Here is an 18,168-nt window from a genome sequence, read left to right as displayed (position 1 = left end):
GGTCAGCCCAACACGGTCTGGGCCACGATGTTGCGCTGGACCTCGTTGGATCCGCCATAGATCGTGGTCTTGCGGTAGTTGAAGTAGTGGCTGGCCAGTGGCGCGGCATGGGCCGCGCCGACGTAGTCGCCCTGCCAGCCGGCTTCCATTGCTTCCTGGATGAAGGGCGTGGAGAACGGGCCGGCGGCCAGCATCATCAGCTCCGTGTAGCGTTGCTGGATTTCACTGCCGCGAATCTTCAGCAGGCCCGCCACGTCCAGGGACTGCTTGCCGCTCTTCTCGGCGGAGAGCACCCGCAGCACCATCATCTCGAGCGCCACCAGGTCCACTTCCAGCTGTGCGATCTGGTCGCGGAAACGGCCGTCCTCGTAAACGCCTTCAGCGTGGGCGATGCGCTTGAGCCGTTCCAGTTCTCGCTTCGCGCGGTTCACGTCGGCGATGTTGGTGCGTTCATGGGCGAGCAGGTACTTGGCGTAGGTCCAGCCCTTGTTTTCCTCGCCCACCAGGTTCTCGGCCGGCACTTCGACGTTGTCGAAGAACACCTCGTTCACCTCGTGCTCGCCGTCCAGCATGATGATGGGCCGCACGGTCACGCCCGGCGACTTCATGTCGATCAGCAGGAATGAAATCCCGGCCTGCGGCTTCACCGAGCTGTCGGTGCGCACCAGGCAGAAGATCCAGTCCCCGTACTGGCCCAGGGTGGTCCAGGTCTTCTGGCCGTTGACGATGTAGGTGTCGCCCCGCCGCTCGGCACGGGTCTTCACCGAGGCCAGGTCCGAGCCGGCACCGGGTTCGCTGTAGCCCTGGCTCCACCACACCTCGCCGCTCATGATGCCGGGGAGATGACGTTCCTGCTGCTCACGCGAGCCGAAGGCCATGATTACGGGCGCCACCATCACCGGGCCGAAGGGCACGACGCGGGGCGCGCCCGCCAGGGCGCATTCCTCTTCGAACAGATGGCGTTGCACGGCATTCCAGCCCGGGCCGCCGAACTGCCGGGGCCAGGCCCAACCGTGCCAGCCCTGCTTGCCCAGGATCTTCGCCCAGGCCTGCAGGTCGTCCTTGGTCAGCCGCAGGGCGTTGTGAACCTTGTGGCTGATTTTCTTGGGCAGGTTCGCCGCCACCCACTGCCGGATCTCGGCCCGGAAGGCTTGTTCCTCCGGGGTGAAGTTGAGGTCCATCGCTTGTCTCCTCAAGTCGGTCTGCTTGACTGCCCGAGTTTTTAGCACGAGCGTTCGCTTTTCGCGTGTCTCGACCGGGACAAGCGCGAGCGCGCCACGCGGCTTTGGCACGGACCGGCAAGCGCGAGAATGACGCGTTTCCCCTGGAGTTCTCCATGCGCATCTCTTCGCCTCCTGCATCTGCCGCCCCACGCGATCGAGCCGTGCTGGCCATCCATGGCGGCGCGGGCACGATCCTGCGTTCCCGCATGTCCGGCGATATGGAGTCCGACTACCGGTCGGCCCTGCAGGCGGTGCTGGCCGCTGGTGAACGCATGCTCGCGCAAGGCGCTTCTGCCGTGGAGGTGGCGGTGGCGTCAGTGCAGATGCTGGAGGAGTGCGAACTCTTCAATGCCGGCAAGGGGGCGGTCTACACAGCGCTGGGCCGGCACGAACTGGATGCCAGCGTGATGGATGGCAGTGATCTGTCGGCGGGTGCGGTGGCGGGGGTGACCACGGTTCGCAACCCCGTGCTGGCCGCGCAGGCGGTGATGCGCCGCAGCGGCCATGTGATGTTGATCGGCGCAGCGGCCGACCGTTTTGCCCAGGCGCAGGGGCTGGCGTGCGTGGATCCGGGCTGGTTCGGCACGCCGCAGCGTCTGGCGCAGCTGCGCCAGGTGCAGGAGCAGTCGTTGGGACAGGTACTGGACCATTCCGGCCCCATCGACGAACGAGACAAGTTCGGCACGGTCGGCGCGGTGGTGCTGGATACCGCCGGCCATCTGGCGGCGGCCACCTCCACCGGCGGCATGACCAACAAGCGGGATGGGCGCGTCGGCGACTCACCCATCCTGGGTGCCGGCTGTTATGCCGACGACCGCAGCGTGGCGGTGTCCTGCACGGGGACCGGTGAGGCTTTCATACGCGTTGCAGCGGCGCACGAGGTGGCCGCCTTGATCCGGATTGGCGGGCTTTCATTGGAAGCCGCCTGCCAGCGGGTGCTCTTTGAGGAACTGCCCTTGGTGGATGGTGACGGTGGGCTGATCGCTGTCGACCGCCATGGCCATGTCCACCTGGGGTTCAACACCGAAGGCATGTATCGCGGCGCCGTCCGCATCGGGGCTGCGCCGGCTGTGGGCGTCTATCGGGAGGACTGATCGGCGCTGTGCGCCGAAAGACTGAGAACCTCAGTCGTCCAGCAGCGACAGATCCCGCACCGCACCCTTGTCCGCAGACATCACCAGCTTGGCATAGGCCTTCAATGCTGCGGACACCTTGCGCGGCCGTGGTTTCACCGGCTTCCAGCCCTTGGCATTCTGGGCCTCCCGACGGTGGGCGAGTTCTTCGTCCGACAGCAGCACATTGATGGTGCGGTTCGGAATATCGATCCGGATCCTGTCCCCGTTGCGCACCAGCCCGATGGCGCCGCCCGCCGCTGCTTCCGGCGAGCAATGCCCGATCGACAAGCCGGAGGTTCCGCCCGAGAACCGGCCATCCGTCAGCAGCGCGCAGGCCTTGCCCAGGCCCTTGGACTTGATGTAGCTGGTCGGGTAGAGCATTTCCTGCATTCCGGGGCCGCCCTTGGGGCCTTCATAACGCACGATGACCACATCCCCGGCCTTCACCTGGTCCGCCAGGATGTTCTCCACCGCTTCATCCTGCGACTCCGTCACATGGGCCGTGCCTTCGAACACCAGGATGCTGTCATCCACGCCGGCGGTCTTCACTACGCAACCATCCAGCGCGATGTTGCCCGTGAGCACGGCCAGTCCGCCTTCCTGCGAGAACGCATGTTCACTCGACCGGATGCAGCCTTCGGCGCGGTCCAGGTCCAGGCTGGGGAAGCGTTCGCTCTGGCTGAACGCCACCTGGGTGGGAATGCCGGCGGGGCCAGCACGGTAGAAGGTGCGCACCGCTTCATCTTCCGTGCGCACGATGTCCCACTGGTCCAGCGCATGCTTGAGCGATGGCGCATGCACCGTCGGCACATCCGTGTGCAGCTTGCCGGCGCGGTCCAGCTCACCCAGGATGGCCATGATCCCGCCAGCGCGGTGCACATCTTCGATGTGGTACTTGTTGGTGTTGGGCGCCACCTTGCACAGCTGCGGCACCACGCGGGACAGACGGTCGATGTCCGTCATGGAGAAATCGATCTCCGCCTCCCGCGCAATCGCCAGCAGGTGCAGGATGGTGTTGGTCGAACCACCCATCGCGATGTCCAGGGTCATCGCGTTCTCGAAGGCCTTGAAGCCCACCGAGCGCGGCAGCACCCGCTCATCGTCACCTTCGTAGTACTCGCGGGTCAGCGACACGATGCGGCGCCCGGCGCGCTTGAAAAGCTGTTCGCGGTCCGCGTGCGTGGCCACCACCGTGCCATTGCCCGGCAGCGACAGGCCCAGCGCTTCCGTCAGGCAGTTCATCGAGTTGGCCGTGAACATGCCGGAGCAGGAGCCGCAAGTGGGGCAGGCGGAACGCTCCACCTCGGCCACCTCGGCATCGCTCACCTTGCTGTCCGCCGCCATCACCATGGCGTCGATCAGGTCGAGCTTCTTGATCTGGATGGTGGAGGAGCCCGGCACGGCCAGGCGCACCTTGCCGGCTTCCATGGGGCCGCCGGACACGAAGATGACCGGGATGTTCAGGCGCATGGCGGCCATCAGCATGCCGGGGGTGATCTTGTCGCAGTTGGAGATGCAGACCATCGCATCCGCACAGTGCGCGTTCACCATGTATTCGACCGAGTCCGCGATGATGTCGCGGCTGGGCAGCGAATAGAGCATGCCGTCATGGCCCATCGCGATGCCGTCGTCCACCGCGATCGTGTTGAACTCCTTGGCCACGCCGCCAGCGGCCTCGATTTCGCGCGCGACCAGCTGGCCGAGGTCTTTGAGGTGGACGTGGCCGGGCACAAACTGGGTGAACGAGTTCACCACCGCGATGATGGGCTTGGAGAAGTCCTCGTCTTTCATGCCGGTGGCACGCCACAAGGAACGTGCACCCGCCATGTTGCGGCCGGCGGTGGAGGTTTTGGAACGGTATGCGGGCATCGGGGGGTCGCTGAAAAAATATCGTCTGAAGAACTGTCGCGGGCAGACTGACGCGCACGCGCTGGTGTCAGCCTGGCGCGAAGCGCCATCACGTATAGAAATCAGGCCGCGGGAGTAAGCGCCTCGTTTCCAACCTGGTGAGCCCGGGCGGCACCTTTTGAGCTAGGCCTCGGGAGAATGGGGCGATTATCCTCCGGGGCGCAGGGGGATGGGCTTGTCCATGTCCGGAATGCGGGCGGGGCGTCGTTTGTGGCGATCCTCTGGGCGGGGGGGATCCTCTGCCCGCGCCAGCGAGCACCGGGCCGGCACCTGTTTGCTCCATGTCCCCCGCCCGCTTCGCAGGCTCCTCCTTGACTTACGCAAACAGGCACCGGCCCGGTACTCGCCGAACCGAGTTTCCCCGTCAGGCACATGCCACGGGTACGCTGCCCGCGCCAGCGAGCACCGGGCCGGCACCTGTTTGCTCCATGTCCCCCGCCCGCTCCGCGGGCTCCTCCTTGACTTACGCAAACAGGCACCGGCCCGGTACTCGCCGAACCGAGTACCCCGTCAGGCACATGCCGCGACGCTGCCCGCGCCAGCGAGTACGCCCACTGGAACACGCCAGGCATGCGCGGGTGCCATCACGTCCTGGCTCACAATGAAAAACGCCCCTCCTGGGGGCGTCTTTGGCACTTGGGGTCATTTTGCGAAGGGTGGCTTCGCCGGAAAGAAACCTTGCCGGTCAGTCCGAGACGGCTTCGGCGCGCATTCGGCGCTGTCTGCGCACACCGAATACACCCAGCAAGGCCACGGAGGCCAGTGCCAACGTGGCCGGTTCGGGCACACGCTGCTGCGTGGTGGTGGTCGTGGTGCCCGTGACGGAGTAGAGCTTCACGAAGTCATAGCCGGCGTAGCTGGCGCCCGTGCCCCGCGTCAGGCCAGAGGTGCCACCATCAGCACCAGTCGGCGCGCCGCCCAACTGCGAGTTGTAGGCAGTGATGATCCACCAACTGGAGCTCAAACCCTGCGAGTTGATGGCCTTGTTGGTGCCGCTGACCAGGTCCGCATAGCTGCCCACCAGCGACCAGCCGCTGCCCGTCAAGGTGCCAGCGTTCTTGCCGGTGATGGTGCTGGCGACGTTCACGCCCGAGGTGCTGCCGGTGTAGGCCAGCACCGTGATGTCGCTGTCGTACTGGGACCAGCCAATCTTCACCTGGGTGAGCTTCACCAGGTCATCGAACTTCAACAGGATCAGGTCCTGGTAACCGTAGTTGTCCAGCGCATGGTTGGGCGACTGGGCATCGCCCGTCGGCGCCGTCACCCCAAAGCCGCTGCCGCTGTAATAGGCAAGCGTGCTGGCCGCAAAGGAACCGGTGCTCACATAAGCACCACCGCTGTTCGTGTTGATGGCGGCCGAATAAGCGCTGTAGCTCACGTTGGGGGCCGGGTCACCGGATTCGGCACAGTTGCTGACGCAGCTGCTGGCCGTCCAGGTGGCGTCTGCGTGAGCAGCGAGCGGCAGGCCCGCAGCCAGTGCCATCACGGCACAGACCTTCAGTCGTTGTAAAGCATTGCGCATATCAATCCCCCGATCCTGTCCGGCGTGGTCGCCGTTGGCGTTTAAGTGCGTCACACTGCTTGAAGCAATCGCCGGGCCATCAGCCCTCGGCCCTTGCGTGACAGACACTTAGCGCTCTTTGGTGCCCCGTTTCACCCCTGCTGGGAATGCAATGTAAATATTCCTGACATGCACAGCAGCCCCTCACCTGAGGGTTTGGCCCAGCGCCTGTGCCTCTTTCACGCTGCCGAATGCGCGATTTTTTAAGGCGGCGTCCAATTCTTCACGAGCCTCCGTCTTGCGACCGGCCTGCGCCAGGGCCGCAGCCAGGTGGTAACGAATCTCGGGGTTGCCTGGCTCGCGCAGCCGCGCGTCGCGCAACAGTTGCAGCGCGCGCTCGCCGTTGCCTGCCAGGTGGTGCGCCCAGCCTGCGGTATCGATGACCAGCGCGTTGCGTGGTTCCAGCGCCAAAGCCTTGTCGGCCAGCGGCAGGGCGGCGGTGGCCTCGCCGAGCTTGAGCAGAACATTGGCCTGGTTGTTCAGCGTCTCGGCATCATTGGGGCGCAGACGCAGCGCTGCGTCATAACTCTTGCGCGCGGATGTGAAGCTGCCAGCGCGGGCCTGCGTGTCACCCAGCGCCTTCCACGCTGCCACGTCGCCGGGGCGTGCCTGCAGCCAGCGTTCGGCCAGCTCGGCAGCAGCCTTGCCGCCACCATCCTGATGGCTGAGGGCGCGCATCAGGGCCAGCAGGCTGCCGCTGGTGGGCTCCACCTCATGCGCCTTGCGCAGCGCCTCCAGCGCCTGCGCCGGCTGGTGGCGGGCCTGGAACACATCGGCCAGCAACAGGTGGCCAACCGCCCGGGTCGGCTGCAGCGAGATGACCTGGCGCGCTTGTTTCTCCGCCTGCACCGGATTCCCCTGCTGCAGTGCCACGGTGGCGGACAGGGCAAGGGCCGGCACGTGTTGTGGCGCGGAAGACAAGGCCTTGTCCAGGCTGTAGGCCGCGCCGGTGGGATCCTTGGCCGCCAGTTGCAGCGCAGCAATGTCCACCAGCGGTTGCGGGTCGAAGCCGGAGCGGCGCGCGGCGCTGTTGAGCGTCGCCTTGGCGCCGGCCGTGTCCCGATTGGCCAGTTGCACCCGGGCGTAGGTGATCATGGCCTGCAGGTCGTCGGGCACCTTGCCCAGCAAGCGCCTGGCAGCCTCCAGCGCTGCGCCAGGCTGGTCCTGCCTGAGCAGCCACGCGACCAGGGCCTGGTCGGCCCGCGTCTGCCGCGGCGTGCTGGCGTCCACCGCCTTGGAGAGCCAACGCTGCACCTCCGCCGGCTGGCCTCGGGCCTCGCTGAGCAAGGCCATCTCGTAGAGCGCGTCCACCTGGCGCTCGTCGACGCGAAGCAGGGTGTCCAGGCGGGCTTGGGCGGCGTCGAACTGCCGCTCGATGATGTCCAGTCGCGCCAGGCCCAGTTGCGGTTCGGCCAGGCGCCCATCCACCTGCAACGCCTGCTGGAAAGACTGCCGTGCGCCCGCGATGTCCTTGTTGGCCTGCCGTGCCGCCCCCTGCATCATCCAGACACTGGGGTTGCCCGGCTGCTGCTTCACCAGCCGGTCCGCCACGGCCACGGCCTTGGCCGGCTGGCCGTTGCGCAGGTAGAGCGTGGCCAGCGAGAGACCGGCATAGGTCTGGCCGGGGTCGCGCTGGAAGGCTTTCTCCAGCTCGTCGGCCGCGCTGCCGATCTGGCCGCCGCGAATCAGCGACAGGCCCAGGGCGGTGTGGAACTCGGGCGCATCCCGGCCGCGCAGCGCTTCCTGCATGAGGGCCGTCGCCCGCCCATGTCGGCCTTGCGCCATCTGCAGCGAGGCCATCATCACCAAGGCCTGGCTATCGCCAGGGAAGGCCTTCAGGTAGGTCTCCAGCACCTCGCTGGCACGGTCCAGATTGGGCTCGGCCGCATAAACCTGCGCCAGCAGCTTGGACAAGGGGCTGTTGGGCTGCACGCGCTGCGCATATTCCAGATAGGGCTTGGCCTTCAGCGGCTCACCCAGGCCGTAGTGGGCCAGGCCATTGAGCATCAGCGCCTGTGGACGGTAGCGGATGTAGTCCAGCGGAACGGGATCCAGCTGGGTCGTCACCGCTTTCAGGGCGTTGGACGCAGCGGGACCGTCCCCACGACGTTCGGCCAGCACCGCGCTCAGGTAGAGCGCACGCGGCTCCGTGGGGGCCTGCTTCAGCAGTGCCTGCAGCGCGGCCTGCGCGGGTTCCTGACGGCCCTGGTCCACCAGGATGCCCAGGCGCGCCAGTTGGGCTTCCAGGTGGCGGCTGTCCACGGCCAGCACACGGTCATAACCGCGCAGGGCTTCGTCCAGGCGGCCCTGCACATGGGCGATGGTGGCCTTCTGGTAGAGCGCCTCGGCATTGTTGGGCGCCAGTTGAAGTGCGCGGTCGGCCGCCACGTCCGCCCGGTCGAACTGGCGCGCGCGCACCCGCAACGGGACTTCCGCTACCCAGGCCTCGGGTGCGTTGGCATTGAGCGCGCGTGCGTCGTCCACCAGAGCCTGGGCACGGGGGGCGTCCCCCAGGTCCGAGGCCGCACCCGCGCGCACCAGCAGCAGGGCCTGGCGCGTGGCGTCGGGCAGCCCGTCCGGATTGAGCACCGCCAGCTTGAAGACGTCGGCCTGCTTGCCTTGGGCCACCAGGGCCTGCGCCAACGGCACGGCGACTTCGGCGCGGTTGATGCCCAGCTGCAGGGCCTCGTTGAATTCGATCTCGGCGGCAGCGGCTTCGCTGCGCGAGAGCAGGGCCTTGCCCAGCAGCACGTGCACCGAGAGCAGGCGCGCGTCCTGCTGCAGGGCGTTCTTGAGCTGGATGATGGCGCCGTCCACATCACGCCGCTCAAAACGCTTGAGCGCATCCTCGTAGAAGCGCGACGCCTTCACGCTGTCCGCGTGGGCACTGCTGCTCAGGCACACAGCCAGGGCACCAGCCAGGACGGTCATCCAACCGGCTCGCCGGGCTCCATGCCTGGTCTCACGACTGGATTCTTGAATGGCCTCACCCCTGGCCTCATGCCTGACCTCAACGGCCTTCTGCGTTGCTGATGCACGCATGCTGTCTCCTCCACGGCACGGTTCTGGTGGCGGTACCCCGGGCCTGCGCGGCGGCCGGGCCGACCCGGCCTGCCCGCGAACACCCGGCGGGTGTGACCGTCGCCCTGACGGCCGGTGAGGCCGGCCCGGGCTTTACTTGCGGTAGTTGTCGAAGCTCAGCGGCAGGTCCGCCACGTCCTTGCGCAGCACGGCCTGGGCCGCCTGCAGATCGTCCAGGCTCTTGCCGGTGATGCGGACGATGTCGCCCTCGATGGCGGCCTGCACCTTGATCTTGCTGTTCTTGATCGCGGCCACGACCTTCTTGGCTTCCGCCGACTCCAGGCCGGCCTTGATCTTGTAGACCTGCTTGACGCGATCGCCGCCGAGCTTCTCGATCTTCTCCTGCTTGTCGACGAAGCCCAGCACCACGCCCTGCTTGGTCAGCTTGCCGTAGAGCACCGCCTCGATCTGCTCGAGCTGGAACTCGGCGTCGCCGGTGGCGTGGATTTCCTTTTCCTTTTCCTTGTAGTCGATGGCTGCGCTGGTGCCCTTGAAATCGAAGCGGGTGGCGATTTCCTTGGCGCTGGCGTCCACGCTGTTGCGGACCTTGACCATGTCGGGTTCGAGAACGGTGTCGAAGCTGGGCATGTGGCTGTACTGCTCTGTTGTGGTTGTTCGGTATGGGGGAGCGACGGATGAGGGCTTCCCGCATTCTTCGGCGAGAATTCTGCCATGCAGTCCGTTCCCACCACACCCCCGACCGAGCGCCGCGAAGGCCTGCTCATCGAGACCGATGTCAATCTGAAGCCCTACAACAGCTTCGGCTTGCCCGCTTTGGCACGCCGGCTGGTGCGCATCCGGGAAGAACTGGACGTACGCCGTGTGGTGGACCATCCCGAGCTCGGCCGTGCCAGCAAGTTTGTGCTGGGTGGCGGCTCCAACCTGGTCCTGACGCGCGATGTGGACGCGGTGGTGCTCAAGATGGAGATCCCCGGCCTGCGGGTGGAGGAGCGCGAGGACGCCTGGATCATCGAGGCCGGTGCCGGGGTGGCCTGGCATGAGGCGGTGGCGTTTTCGCTGGACCAGGGCGTGCCCGGGCTGGAGAACCTGGCGCTGATCCCCGGCACGGTGGGCGCCGCCCCGGTGCAGAACATCGGCGCCTACGGCGTCGAGCTCAAGGACCGGCTGGACAGCGTGGATGTGGTGGACCTGACCACCGGGCGCCGCGTCACGCTGCCCGCATCGGTGTGCCGCTTCGGTTATCGGGACAGCGTCTTCAAGCAGACCGGCTACGGAGGCCTGTCCGGCAAGAGCGTGATCACCAAGGTACGGCTGCGCTGCCCCAAGCCGTGGCAGCCGCAGATCGGTTACCTGGACATCGAACGCAAGATGGCCGAGACCGGCATCACCGCGCCGGACGCGCGCCAGGTCTTTGACTGGGTCTGCGAGATCCGCCGCGCCAAGCTGCCGGACCCGGCCCGCATTGGCAATGCCGGCAGCTTCTTCAAGAATCCGGTGGTGAGCGAGGAGCAGTGCCGCGACATCATCGCGCGGGACCCGCACATCGTTCACTACCCGATGGCGGACGGCAATTTCAAGCTGGCGGCCGGCTGGCTCATCGATGCCTGCGGCTGGAAGGGCAAGAGCGTCGGCGGCGCGGCCGTCTACGAAAAGCAGGCGCTGGTGCTGGTCAACCGCGGCGAAGCCCGTGGGGCCGAGGTGGTCACGCTGGCCCGGGCCATCCAGGAGAGCGTCTACGGCCGGTTCGGCATCCGACTGGAGCCCGAACCGGTGGTGATCTAGACCGGGTCCAGGGAGCCCTGCCTACCGGCGCTACCGGCGCTACCGGCGCTACCGGCGGTCAGGCCGCCGCCTCCGGCCTGGCCGGCCGTGGCGCCAGCCGCTGCAGGCAGGCCTGCAGCACGTCGAGCTCCACCGGCTTGGGCAGGAAGGCGCTCACGCCCGCTTCCTCGGCCATCCGCTGCGATTCCTCGAAGGCATCGGCCGAGAACGCAATGATGGGCAACTGGCCGCGCGGCGCCGGCATTTCCCGGATGGCACGGGTGGCCTCAAAGCCATCCATCTGCGGTGTGTGCAGGTCCATCAGCACTATGTCATAGCGTTGATGGCGCACCAGCTGCAAGGCCTGCAGGCCGTTGTCGCACAGCGTCGGGTGATGGCCCAGCTTCTGCAGCATGGCCTCGACGACAAGTCGGTTGGTGGGGTGATCTTCGGAGACCAATACCTGCAGCCCGGTGATGGGGGCGCCCGGGTCGTCACTGACGGAGGGCGTGCCCGGGCGGGTCGGCAGGTGGGTCTGCGGGCCCTGGCGCAGTGGCAGCGCCAGGCTGAAACGGCTGCCCTGGCCTGGCGTGGTCTGGACGTGGATGTCCCCCCCCATGGCACGCGCCAGCCGGCGTGAAATCTCCAACCCCAGGCCGGCCCCGCCATGACGGCGCGTGGCGCTGGCGTCGCCCTGGCTGAAGCGCTGGAAGAGCCGCGAGACCGTGGCGGCGTCCATGCCGGGCCCGGTATCGCTCACGTCAAAGATCAGCAGGTCTTCGCCCAGCGGGCCCACGCCCCGGCGAAGGCCGCAGGCCACCTGGCCACGGTCCGAGAATTTGAGGGCGTTGCTCAGCAGGTTCAGCAGGATCTGGCGCAGCCGTGTGGGGTCCGCCTGCACCCAGTTGGGCACGTCCTCGTCAATGGTCACATGCAGGGTCAGCCCCTTGGCACTGGCCTGCGGACGGCATAGGCCCTCCAGCTCACGCATCAGGGCGCTGAGTTGCAGGGGTTCGGGCGTGATGGCCAGCCCGCCGGCTTCCATGCGGGTCACGTCCAGGATGTCGCCCAGCACCGCCAGCAGATGGCGCGCGCAGTCGTTCGCCGCTTTCAGATGCTCCTGCTGCGGCGGGCTCAGGGGGGCTTCCTTCAACAGGCCCAGCATGCCCAGCAGGCCCTGCAGCGGCGTGCGCAGCTCATGGCTCATGTTGGCCAGGAACACCGTCTTGGCGCGGTTGGCCGCTTCGGCCTCGCGCTGGGCCTCATGCAGCCGTTCCGCCAGGCCATGCTGCTTGATGCCGTAGCGTTCCAGCCGCTTGAACTGCCGCACCGCCACCCAGGCGAAGCACAGGGTCAGGGCCGTCAGCAGGGCGGTCAGGGCCAGGCCCACGCGGCTCTGGCTGCGCACGATGTCGTTGCGATCGGTCACTTCCTGCGCCACATGGTGGGTGGAGGTCAGCGACAGCTCGCGGATCGGGTCGGCCAAGGGGTCCAGGCGTTCGATCACCTCGGTGAGGCGGTCGGGATGCTGGCGGATCATGTCCGCGTCCAGCGGCAGCGCATCGGCCCAGCGCACGAAGTCCTGGGTGCGGGCGACGGTGCGCTGGTAGTCGGGGTGGTGCGAGAGCACCTGGGCCGCGTGTTCGCTCTCCACCAGGTTGAGGCGGCTGACGAAGATCTCGTAACGCTGCGCCACCTGGTCCGGGTCCACCGCCAGGCTGGGGCCCGCGGCCTGCTCCAGGGCGAGCCGCAGTTTCAGGTATTCGGTCTCGAACTGGAACAGGCTCCAGACCAGGTAGTCGTCCTGGTAGCGCCGGGTGCCGTTGAGCAGTTGGTACTGCCGTGCCTGCAACCAGGCGGCGGCGGCCAGCGCCAGCACCAGGAACAGGCCGATGGCGGCCATGATGAGGCGCCAACGGCGGCGCGCTGCCAGATGCGAGGCGCTCAAGGTCATCGGAGTTCCAGGCTCTTCAACTGCCAGGCGGAACGCCCGTAATAGACGCTGTTGCGAAGCTCGGTGTGTTCGTCAAACGGATAGATGATGAACAAGGGCCCCTTGTCGCGCAGCGACATCGGCTTGTCGTCCATCAGCCGGGCGACGATGACATCAAAGCGCTGGATGTCCGCCACCGGAATGGTCACGCGGTAGTCGTTCAGCGCACGCGCTTCGATGGTTTGTCCGTTGCTGCCCACCGCCGCCAGTACATCCCGCAGCAGCGGGCCGGTGAACTTGCGGGGCTTGGCGTACCACGGCGTCAGCGTCTGGAAACTCTTCTGCGGCAGCCGCTCCAGCATGCCCATGTCGAACTGCGCCAGGCCGTCCTTGTTGGTCACGCGCAGCGCCCCGCCCACGCTTAGCACCACCGGGCCGGTGGGCGTGTCCAATGCGGTGTCCGCAGGGATCGCCAGGGCGGGTGTCGCGGCGGTCACGGCCGCTGCGGCGAGGGCAGCGGAGGCCAGGAACATCCATAGCGCAGAACGGCGCGACACAGGCATGGGCAAGGCGTACGGGGGAGGCCCGTCGTCGGTGAAAGCCCGCATACTAATCAACTGCTACCGGATCACCATCCACTGCGCCACCCGTTTGAAGGGCCAGTAGGATTTACGCCACAGTGCACCGCGGTGGCCCCCGTGTGCTGGCGACAGGCGTCCCTGTTGTGCTTGTCGCTGCCGGGACAAGACCCGGGTCGCTGCAGCGGGAAGATCAGGGCATCACGATCCCGGGAATGCCCCCAGAACGACAACAGGAGACAAGCACGATGACGCGCGTGGTGACCCCTCGTCCCGAGCAGTCGCAGGTCCAGTACAGCCACTGGCCGCGGCGCCTGCCTCGTGAACTCGCCATACCCCGGACCTCGCTGTGGTTCAACCTGGCCGTGGCGGCCAGCCGTTACCCCGACAAACCGGCCACCATCTTCCTGGGTGCCACCTTGAGCTTCGATGCGCTGCGGCGCCAGGCGGAGGCCCTGGCGGGCTGGCTGCAGGCCCAGGGTGTGCGCAAGGGAGACCGCGTGGCGCTCTTCATGCAGAACTGCCCGCAGTACCTGGTGGCGTTTTATGCGGTGAGCCGTGCGGATGCCGTGGTGGTGCCGGTGAACCCGATGAACCGGGAAGACGAGTTTGGCCATTACCTGACGGACCCGCAGACCAAGGTGGTAATCTGCAGTGGTGAACTCGCCGGCGTGGTGGCGGCTGCTGCCGCCCGCCTGGACCCTGCCCAACGGCCCGCCGCAGTGCTGGTGACGCAGTATTGGCAGGCCCTGCCTGAAGGCGGCCCGGATGCCGACTGCCGTGTGCCGGACGCCATGCGCACCTGGTTGATGGCCCGGCACGAGCTGCCGGCCGGTGCCACGGCCTGGGGCGATGCACTCGATGCACAGCTCGTGCCGAGTGCACACACCGCGGGCCCCGACGACCTGGCGATGCTGCCCTACACCTCGGGCACGACCGGCCTGCCCAAGGGCTGCGAACACACCCATGCCACGCTCATGTCCAACAGCTGCGGCGGTTGCCAGTGGGGTTATGCCAGCGCCGAATCCGTGGGGCTGGCGGTGGTGCCGATGTTCCACATTACCGGCACCTTGTATGGGGTGCTCGGCCCGGTGTTCACCGGCATGACGCTGGTGATCATGCCGCGCTGGGACCGTGAACTCTGCGGCAGCCTGATCTCGCGCTTCCGGGTGACGCACTGGACCTGCATACCCACGATGATCATCGACCTGTTCGCCAGCCCGAACTACCGCAGCTTCGACCTCACCAGCCTGCGCTATCTCAGCGGCGGCGGGGCGGCCATGCCCAAGGCCGTGGCGGAGCGGCTGCTGGAGGAGTTCGGCCTGACCTTTGCGGAAGGGTATGGCCTCACCGAGACGGCGGCACCCACCCATGGCAACCCGCCGGAGCGCGCCAAGCTGCAGTGCCTGGGCATCCCCATCTTCGGCGTGGATGCACGCATCGTGGATCCGACCACGCTGGAGGAATTGCCGGTGGGGGAGGTGGGCGAGATCATCAGCCACGGCCCCATGGTCTTCAAGGGCTATTGGCGCCAGCCGGAGGCCACCGACGCGGCCTTTGTGGAACTGGACGGCAAGCGCTTCTTCCGCACGGGTGACCTGGGCCGCATGGATGAGGAGGGCTACTTCTTCATCACCGACCGCCTCAAGCGCATGATCAATGCCAGCGGCTACAAGGTCTGGCCCTCCGAGGTGGAGATGCTGCTGTACCGGCATCCGGCGGTGCAGGAGGCCTGCGTCATTGCTGCGAGGGACGCCTATCGCGGCGAGACCGTCAAGGCGGTGGTGGTGCTGCGCGCGGAGGCGCGGGGCAAGACCACCGAGCAGGAGGTCATTGGCTGGGCCCATGAGCACATGGCGCCCTACAAGGCGCCGCGCATCGTGGAGTTTGTGGAGAGCCTGCCCAAATCGGGCTCAGGCAAGGTGATGTGGCGGCTCCTGCAGGAGAAGGAGCCGCCGTTGTGAGGCGGCGGTGATCAAAACCGCGAGCCGGGTTGCTGGAGGAAGGCCACTTCCTCCGCTGTGCTCGGGCGGCCCAGGATCTCGTTGCGGTGCGGGAAGCGGCCGAAACGCCGGATCACGTCCTGATGCTTGCGGGCATAGTCCAGGGCCTGGGCCAGCCGCGTGTCTTCGCGCGCCAGCTGTTCGAACTGGCTGACACTCAGCGCCTGCATCTCCAGCGACTCGGCATGTTCCAGCGGCATGAGTGCGAACCACCGCTCCAGCGGCGTGAGGGCGTCCAGGCGCGGCAGCAGGGAGCGTGCGGCGGCCAGCGCCTGCGGATCCCCATCAAAGGCGCGCGCGGTGTCGCGGAAGATGTTGCGGGTGAATTGGTCCAGCAGCAGCACACGCGCCAGCGCGCCCCAGGGGTTGCGATCCCACTCGTCGTATTCGCCACGTCGCGCGGCTTCCACCATCGGCAGGAAACGCTCGCGCAGGCTGTCGTCGAAGGCGCTGTCTTTCTTGAACCATTTGGGCTGCACCTGCCCGTCCGCTTCGGTGCCCAGTGCGCCGAACCATTCGTTGAGCACCCGTTGCGCCGGCGCTGATGCGGTCAGGCGTTGCCAGTGCGGGTGCTGCTCCAGCCAATGCCGCACGTAGGTGCAGCCCGGCACCAGCTGTAGCGACAGCGGCGCCAGCCAGCGCACGGCCGCTTCCACCAGCTGGCTGGCCAGGCCCTGGCCGCGCAACTGCGCGGGCACGCCGGTGTGGGTGATGATCAATTGCTCGCCGTGGCGCTCATAGTCCAGCCGGCACAACAGGCCGGGCTGCAACGGCGCCACAAAGCAATGGGTGTCCGGATGGTGCTGGATGACGAAATTCACAGGGCCTCTCCAGGGGTTCAGGCGCCAGTGCCTGTCCCGCCCAGTTGCTGCCACAGATAGCTGAACTCGAGCGCCTGCAGCTGCGCACGCTGTTGGTTGTCAGCTGCGCCTCCATGCCCGCCTTCGATGTTCTCGTAGTAGTAGCACGCCTGGCCCAGGGACAGCAGGCGAGCAGCCATTTTCCTCGCATGGCCGGGATGTACACGGTCGTCACGTGTCGAGGTGGCGAAGAGCGCCCGTGGATAACGTACACCTGGACGAAGGTTCTGGTAGGGGCTGTAGCGGGCAATGTGTGCCCATTCGTCGGGCTGATCCGGGTCGCCGTATTCCGCCACCCAGGAGGCACCCGCCAGCAGCAGGTGGTAGCGCTGCATGTCCAGCAGCGGGACCTGGCACACCACCGCGCCAAAGAGCTCGGGTCGCTGCACCATGCAGGCACCCACGAGCAGGCCGCCATTGCTGCCGCCCATGATGCCCAGGCGGGCCGGGCTGGTGAGACCCTGGCGGATCAGGTCTTCGGCCACGGCGATGAAGTCGTCAAAGCTGCGTTGCTTGTGTGCACCCGTGGCGGCCTGGTGCCAGCGGGGGCCGTATTCGCCGCCCCCCCGGATGTTGGCCACCACCAGCCGGCCGCCACGGGCCAGCCAGGCGCGGCCGTTGCCGCCCGAGTACCACGGCTGCAGCGAGACCTCGAAGCCGCCATAACCGTAGAGCAGGGTGGGGGTCTGTGCGCCCTGGCCCGGGCCGCCGATGACGAAGTAGGGCACGTTCTCGCCGTCTGCACTGGTGGCGAAATGCTGCTGCACCGTCATGCCGGCCGCGTTGAACTGCGCGCCGCGCTGCTTGAGGGGCGTGCGCTGGTCGCTGCCTGCATGGGCGAGGCTCACGCTGTCCGGGCTCAGGAAGTCGCTGTAGTGCAGCAAGTAGTCATCGCCCCAGCGGTCCTGTGGCAGCTCGGAGTCATGCAGCCCTTGAACGCTCAGCGAGCCGGGGAAGGGGGCCTGGACGGTGCGCAGCGTCGGCGGACGGGCCGACAAATCCCATTCCTCCAGGCGGCTGGCCACATGTTCGCTGATGGTGAGCAGCACATGGCGATGGGTGAGTGTGTAGTCTTCCAGTGACCGGCCGGGCGTGGGGGCGAAGAGTGTCTGCACCTGGCGGTCGCCGCGCCAGAAAGCCTGGTCGTCCAGCAGCAGCAGGGAGCCGGCGGGATGGTGGTCGCGCCCCACCGTCCAGTCGCTGCGCGGGCGCAACAGCCACCAGGGGCCGTGCGCGTGGACGCTCATGTCACTGGGCAGGTCGATGGGCACCAATTGCCCGTCGCGCCACAGGAAGCGCGATTCGTTGTAGAAATCCAGCGACCGGCTGAAGAACACACGTTCAAAGCCGGGCGTGCGGTCCACGCTGGCACTGACCGAGACATCGCTGGCCTCGCCCTCGAAGACCACCGGGGCATCCGCCAGGGGCGAGCCCCGGGCCCAGCGGCGCACCTGGCGCGGGTAGCCGGAATCGGTCAGGGAACCCGGCCCGAAGTCGCTGCCGACGAACAGGGTGTTCTCGTCCAGCCACTCCACGTCGCTCTTGGCTTCGGGCACAAAGAATCCGCCCTCTGCCGGCGGGATGAAGCGTAGTGTCTCCAGATCGAATTCACGCAGTTCCGCCGCATCTGCACCACCGTCGGAGAGCGACACCAGGCAGCGGCGGTACTCGGGCGCCAGCGCCGTGGCACCGTGGAACACCCAGCTGCGCTGCTCGGCCTGGCCGAGGGCGTCCAGGTCCAGCGCGGTCACCCAGGGTGGTTCGGGCAGGTGGTAGTCCTCGATCCGGCAACGGCGCCACAGGCCGCGCGGGTGCGCATCGTCCTGCCAGAGGTTGTAGAACCAGTCGCCGCGCCGGGCCACATGGGGAATGCGGTCCTGCGCGTTCAGCAACTGCAGCAGTTCCTGGCGGATGGGTTCGAACTCGGGGCGCCCCTGCAGCACCGCCTGGGACTCGGCATTACGCGCCTTCACCCAGTCCAGCGCCCGTTCGCCTTCTTCGCCCTCCAGGGCCTCCAGCCACAGGAACTCGTCCTGGGGGGGGGCAGCCGCCGTGGCGGTGCTGGGGGGCGGCAGGGGGGTGTTGTTCTTGTCCGTCACAGGCGTCTCCGTGGGGTGGTGGCCGCTCGGGCGCCCAGGGCGGGCGGGTGCGGCGGCAGGGGCACAACAAGGCTGGGAAGGCCGT

12 protein-coding genes are annotated in these 18,168 nt (G+C 67.2%); 3 read left to right on the top strand and 9 right to left on the bottom strand.

Annotation, left to right across the window (positions count from 1 at the left end; translation table 11 throughout):
- Positions 1-2 precede the first annotated feature (2 nt).
- A complete protein-coding gene (locus tag BMY53_RS02680; RefSeq protein WP_092943307.1) occupies positions 3-1,181 on the bottom strand; it encodes an acyl-CoA dehydrogenase family protein in 1,179 nt (392 codons plus the stop codon).
- 155 nt (positions 1,182-1,336) lie between these two features.
- Here BMY53_RS02680 and BMY53_RS02675 point away from each other — a divergent pair, with 155 nt between their 5' ends.
- The gene (locus tag BMY53_RS02675) at positions 1,337-2,317 is read left to right on the top strand and encodes an isoaspartyl peptidase/L-asparaginase family protein (protein ID WP_092943777.1); all 981 of its coding nucleotides are present in this window, start codon (positions 1,337-1,339) and stop codon (positions 2,315-2,317) included.
- Positions 2,318-2,347: 30 nt separating this feature from the next.
- Here the strand turns inward: BMY53_RS02675 and ilvD are convergent, their stop codons facing one another.
- From ilvD to BMY53_RS02655, 4 genes are all read right to left on the bottom strand, one after another.
- The gene (ilvD, locus tag BMY53_RS02670; RefSeq protein WP_092943305.1) at positions 2,348-4,207 is read right to left on the bottom strand and encodes a dihydroxy-acid dehydratase; all 1,860 of its coding nucleotides are present in this window, start codon (positions 4,205-4,207) and stop codon (positions 2,348-2,350) included.
- 724 nt (positions 4,208-4,931) lie between these two features.
- A complete protein-coding gene (gene xdp1 / locus BMY53_RS02665; RefSeq protein ID WP_092943303.1) occupies positions 4,932-5,768 on the bottom strand; it encodes an exosortase-dependent surface protein XDP1 in 837 nt (278 codons plus the stop codon).
- 183 nt (positions 5,769-5,951) lie between these two features.
- Positions 5,952-8,738, bottom strand: coding sequence for an XrtA/PEP-CTERM system TPR-repeat protein PrsT (gene prsT, locus BMY53_RS02660; RefSeq protein ID WP_177200683.1), 2,787 nt, complete (start codon positions 8,736-8,738; stop codon positions 5,952-5,954).
- Positions 8,739-8,981: 243 nt separating this feature from the next.
- Positions 8,982-9,476 carry a YajQ family cyclic di-GMP-binding protein gene (locus tag BMY53_RS02655; protein WP_092943299.1) on the bottom strand — a complete coding sequence of 165 codons (495 nt, stop codon included), beginning with the start codon at positions 9,474-9,476 and terminating at the stop codon, positions 8,982-8,984.
- A gap of 84 nt (positions 9,477-9,560) precedes the next feature.
- On the opposite strand from BMY53_RS02655, the gene murB reads away from it, so the two are divergent.
- Complete coding sequence (gene murB, locus BMY53_RS02650; RefSeq protein ID WP_177200682.1) at positions 9,561-10,631, top strand: UDP-N-acetylmuramate dehydrogenase; 1,071 nt, start codon at positions 9,561-9,563, stop codon at positions 10,629-10,631.
- 58 nt (positions 10,632-10,689) lie between these two features.
- Here murB and BMY53_RS02645 read toward each other — a convergent pair whose 3' ends face one another.
- The gene (locus BMY53_RS02645) at positions 10,690-12,564 is read right to left on the bottom strand and encodes an ATP-binding protein (protein WP_092943297.1); all 1,875 of its coding nucleotides are present in this window, start codon (positions 12,562-12,564) and stop codon (positions 10,690-10,692) included.
- A complete protein-coding gene (locus BMY53_RS02640; protein WP_310732093.1) occupies positions 12,561-13,151 on the bottom strand; it encodes a putative pterin-binding protein in 591 nt (196 codons plus the stop codon). Before BMY53_RS02640 ends, BMY53_RS02645 begins: the two co-directional genes overlap by 4 nt.
- Before the next feature lie 218 nt (positions 13,152-13,369).
- On the opposite strand from BMY53_RS02640, the gene BMY53_RS02635 reads away from it, so the two are divergent.
- Positions 13,370-15,085 carry a long-chain fatty acid--CoA ligase gene (locus BMY53_RS02635; protein ID WP_092943295.1) on the top strand — a complete coding sequence of 572 codons (1,716 nt, stop codon included), beginning with the start codon at positions 13,370-13,372 and terminating at the stop codon, positions 15,083-15,085.
- Between the two features lie 11 nt (positions 15,086-15,096).
- Here BMY53_RS02635 and BMY53_RS02630 read toward each other — a convergent pair whose 3' ends face one another.
- Positions 15,097-15,945 (bottom strand): DUF924 family protein, encoded by an 849-nt coding sequence (locus BMY53_RS02630; protein ID WP_177200681.1) that lies wholly within the window; start codon positions 15,943-15,945, stop codon positions 15,097-15,099.
- A gap of 17 nt (positions 15,946-15,962) precedes the next feature.
- Positions 15,963-18,083 (bottom strand): prolyl oligopeptidase family serine peptidase, encoded by a 2,121-nt coding sequence (locus BMY53_RS02625; protein WP_255370001.1) that lies wholly within the window; start codon positions 18,081-18,083, stop codon positions 15,963-15,965.
- Between the last annotated feature and the right edge of the window lie 85 nt (positions 18,084-18,168).

This window comes from Roseateles sp. YR242 (assembly GCF_900109745.1).
GTDB lineage: Bacteria > Pseudomonadota > Gammaproteobacteria > Burkholderiales > Burkholderiaceae_C > Roseateles.
Note: the sequence above shows the minus strand (reverse complement) of the source record. Positions and strands in the feature narration are given on the sequence as shown.

What these genes read in the sequence shown, in the direction of transcription:
- BMY53_RS02645 (WP_092943297.1), bottom strand. Translation starts at nt 12,564, where the DNA reads ATGACCTTGAGCGCCTCGCATCTGGCAGCGCGCCGCCGTTGGCGCCTC.
- BMY53_RS02680 (WP_092943307.1), bottom strand. Translation starts at nt 1,181, where the DNA reads ATGGACCTCAACTTCACCCCGGAGGAACAAGCCTTCCGGGCCGAGATC.
- prsT (WP_177200683.1), bottom strand. Translation starts at nt 8,738, where the DNA reads ATGACCGTCCTGGCTGGTGCCCTGGCTGTGTGCCTGAGCAGCAGTGCC.
- BMY53_RS02635 (WP_092943295.1), top strand. Translation starts at nt 13,370, where the DNA reads ATGACGCGCGTGGTGACCCCTCGTCCCGAGCAGTCGCAGGTCCAGTAC.
- BMY53_RS02675 (WP_092943777.1), top strand. Translation starts at nt 1,337, where the DNA reads ATGCGCATCTCTTCGCCTCCTGCATCTGCCGCCCCACGCGATCGAGCC.
- BMY53_RS02655 (WP_092943299.1), bottom strand. Translation starts at nt 9,476, where the DNA reads ATGCCCAGCTTCGACACCGTTCTCGAACCCGACATGGTCAAGGTCCGC.
- BMY53_RS02640 (WP_310732093.1), bottom strand. Translation starts at nt 13,151, where the DNA reads ATGCGGGCTTTCACCGACGACGGGCCTCCCCCGTACGCCTTGCCCATG.
- murB (WP_177200682.1), top strand. Translation starts at nt 9,561, where the DNA reads ATGCAGTCCGTTCCCACCACACCCCCGACCGAGCGCCGCGAAGGCCTG.
- xdp1 (WP_092943303.1), bottom strand. Translation starts at nt 5,768, where the DNA reads ATGCGCAATGCTTTACAACGACTGAAGGTCTGTGCCGTGATGGCACTG.
- ilvD (WP_092943305.1), bottom strand. Translation starts at nt 4,207, where the DNA reads ATGCCCGCATACCGTTCCAAAACCTCCACCGCCGGCCGCAACATGGCG.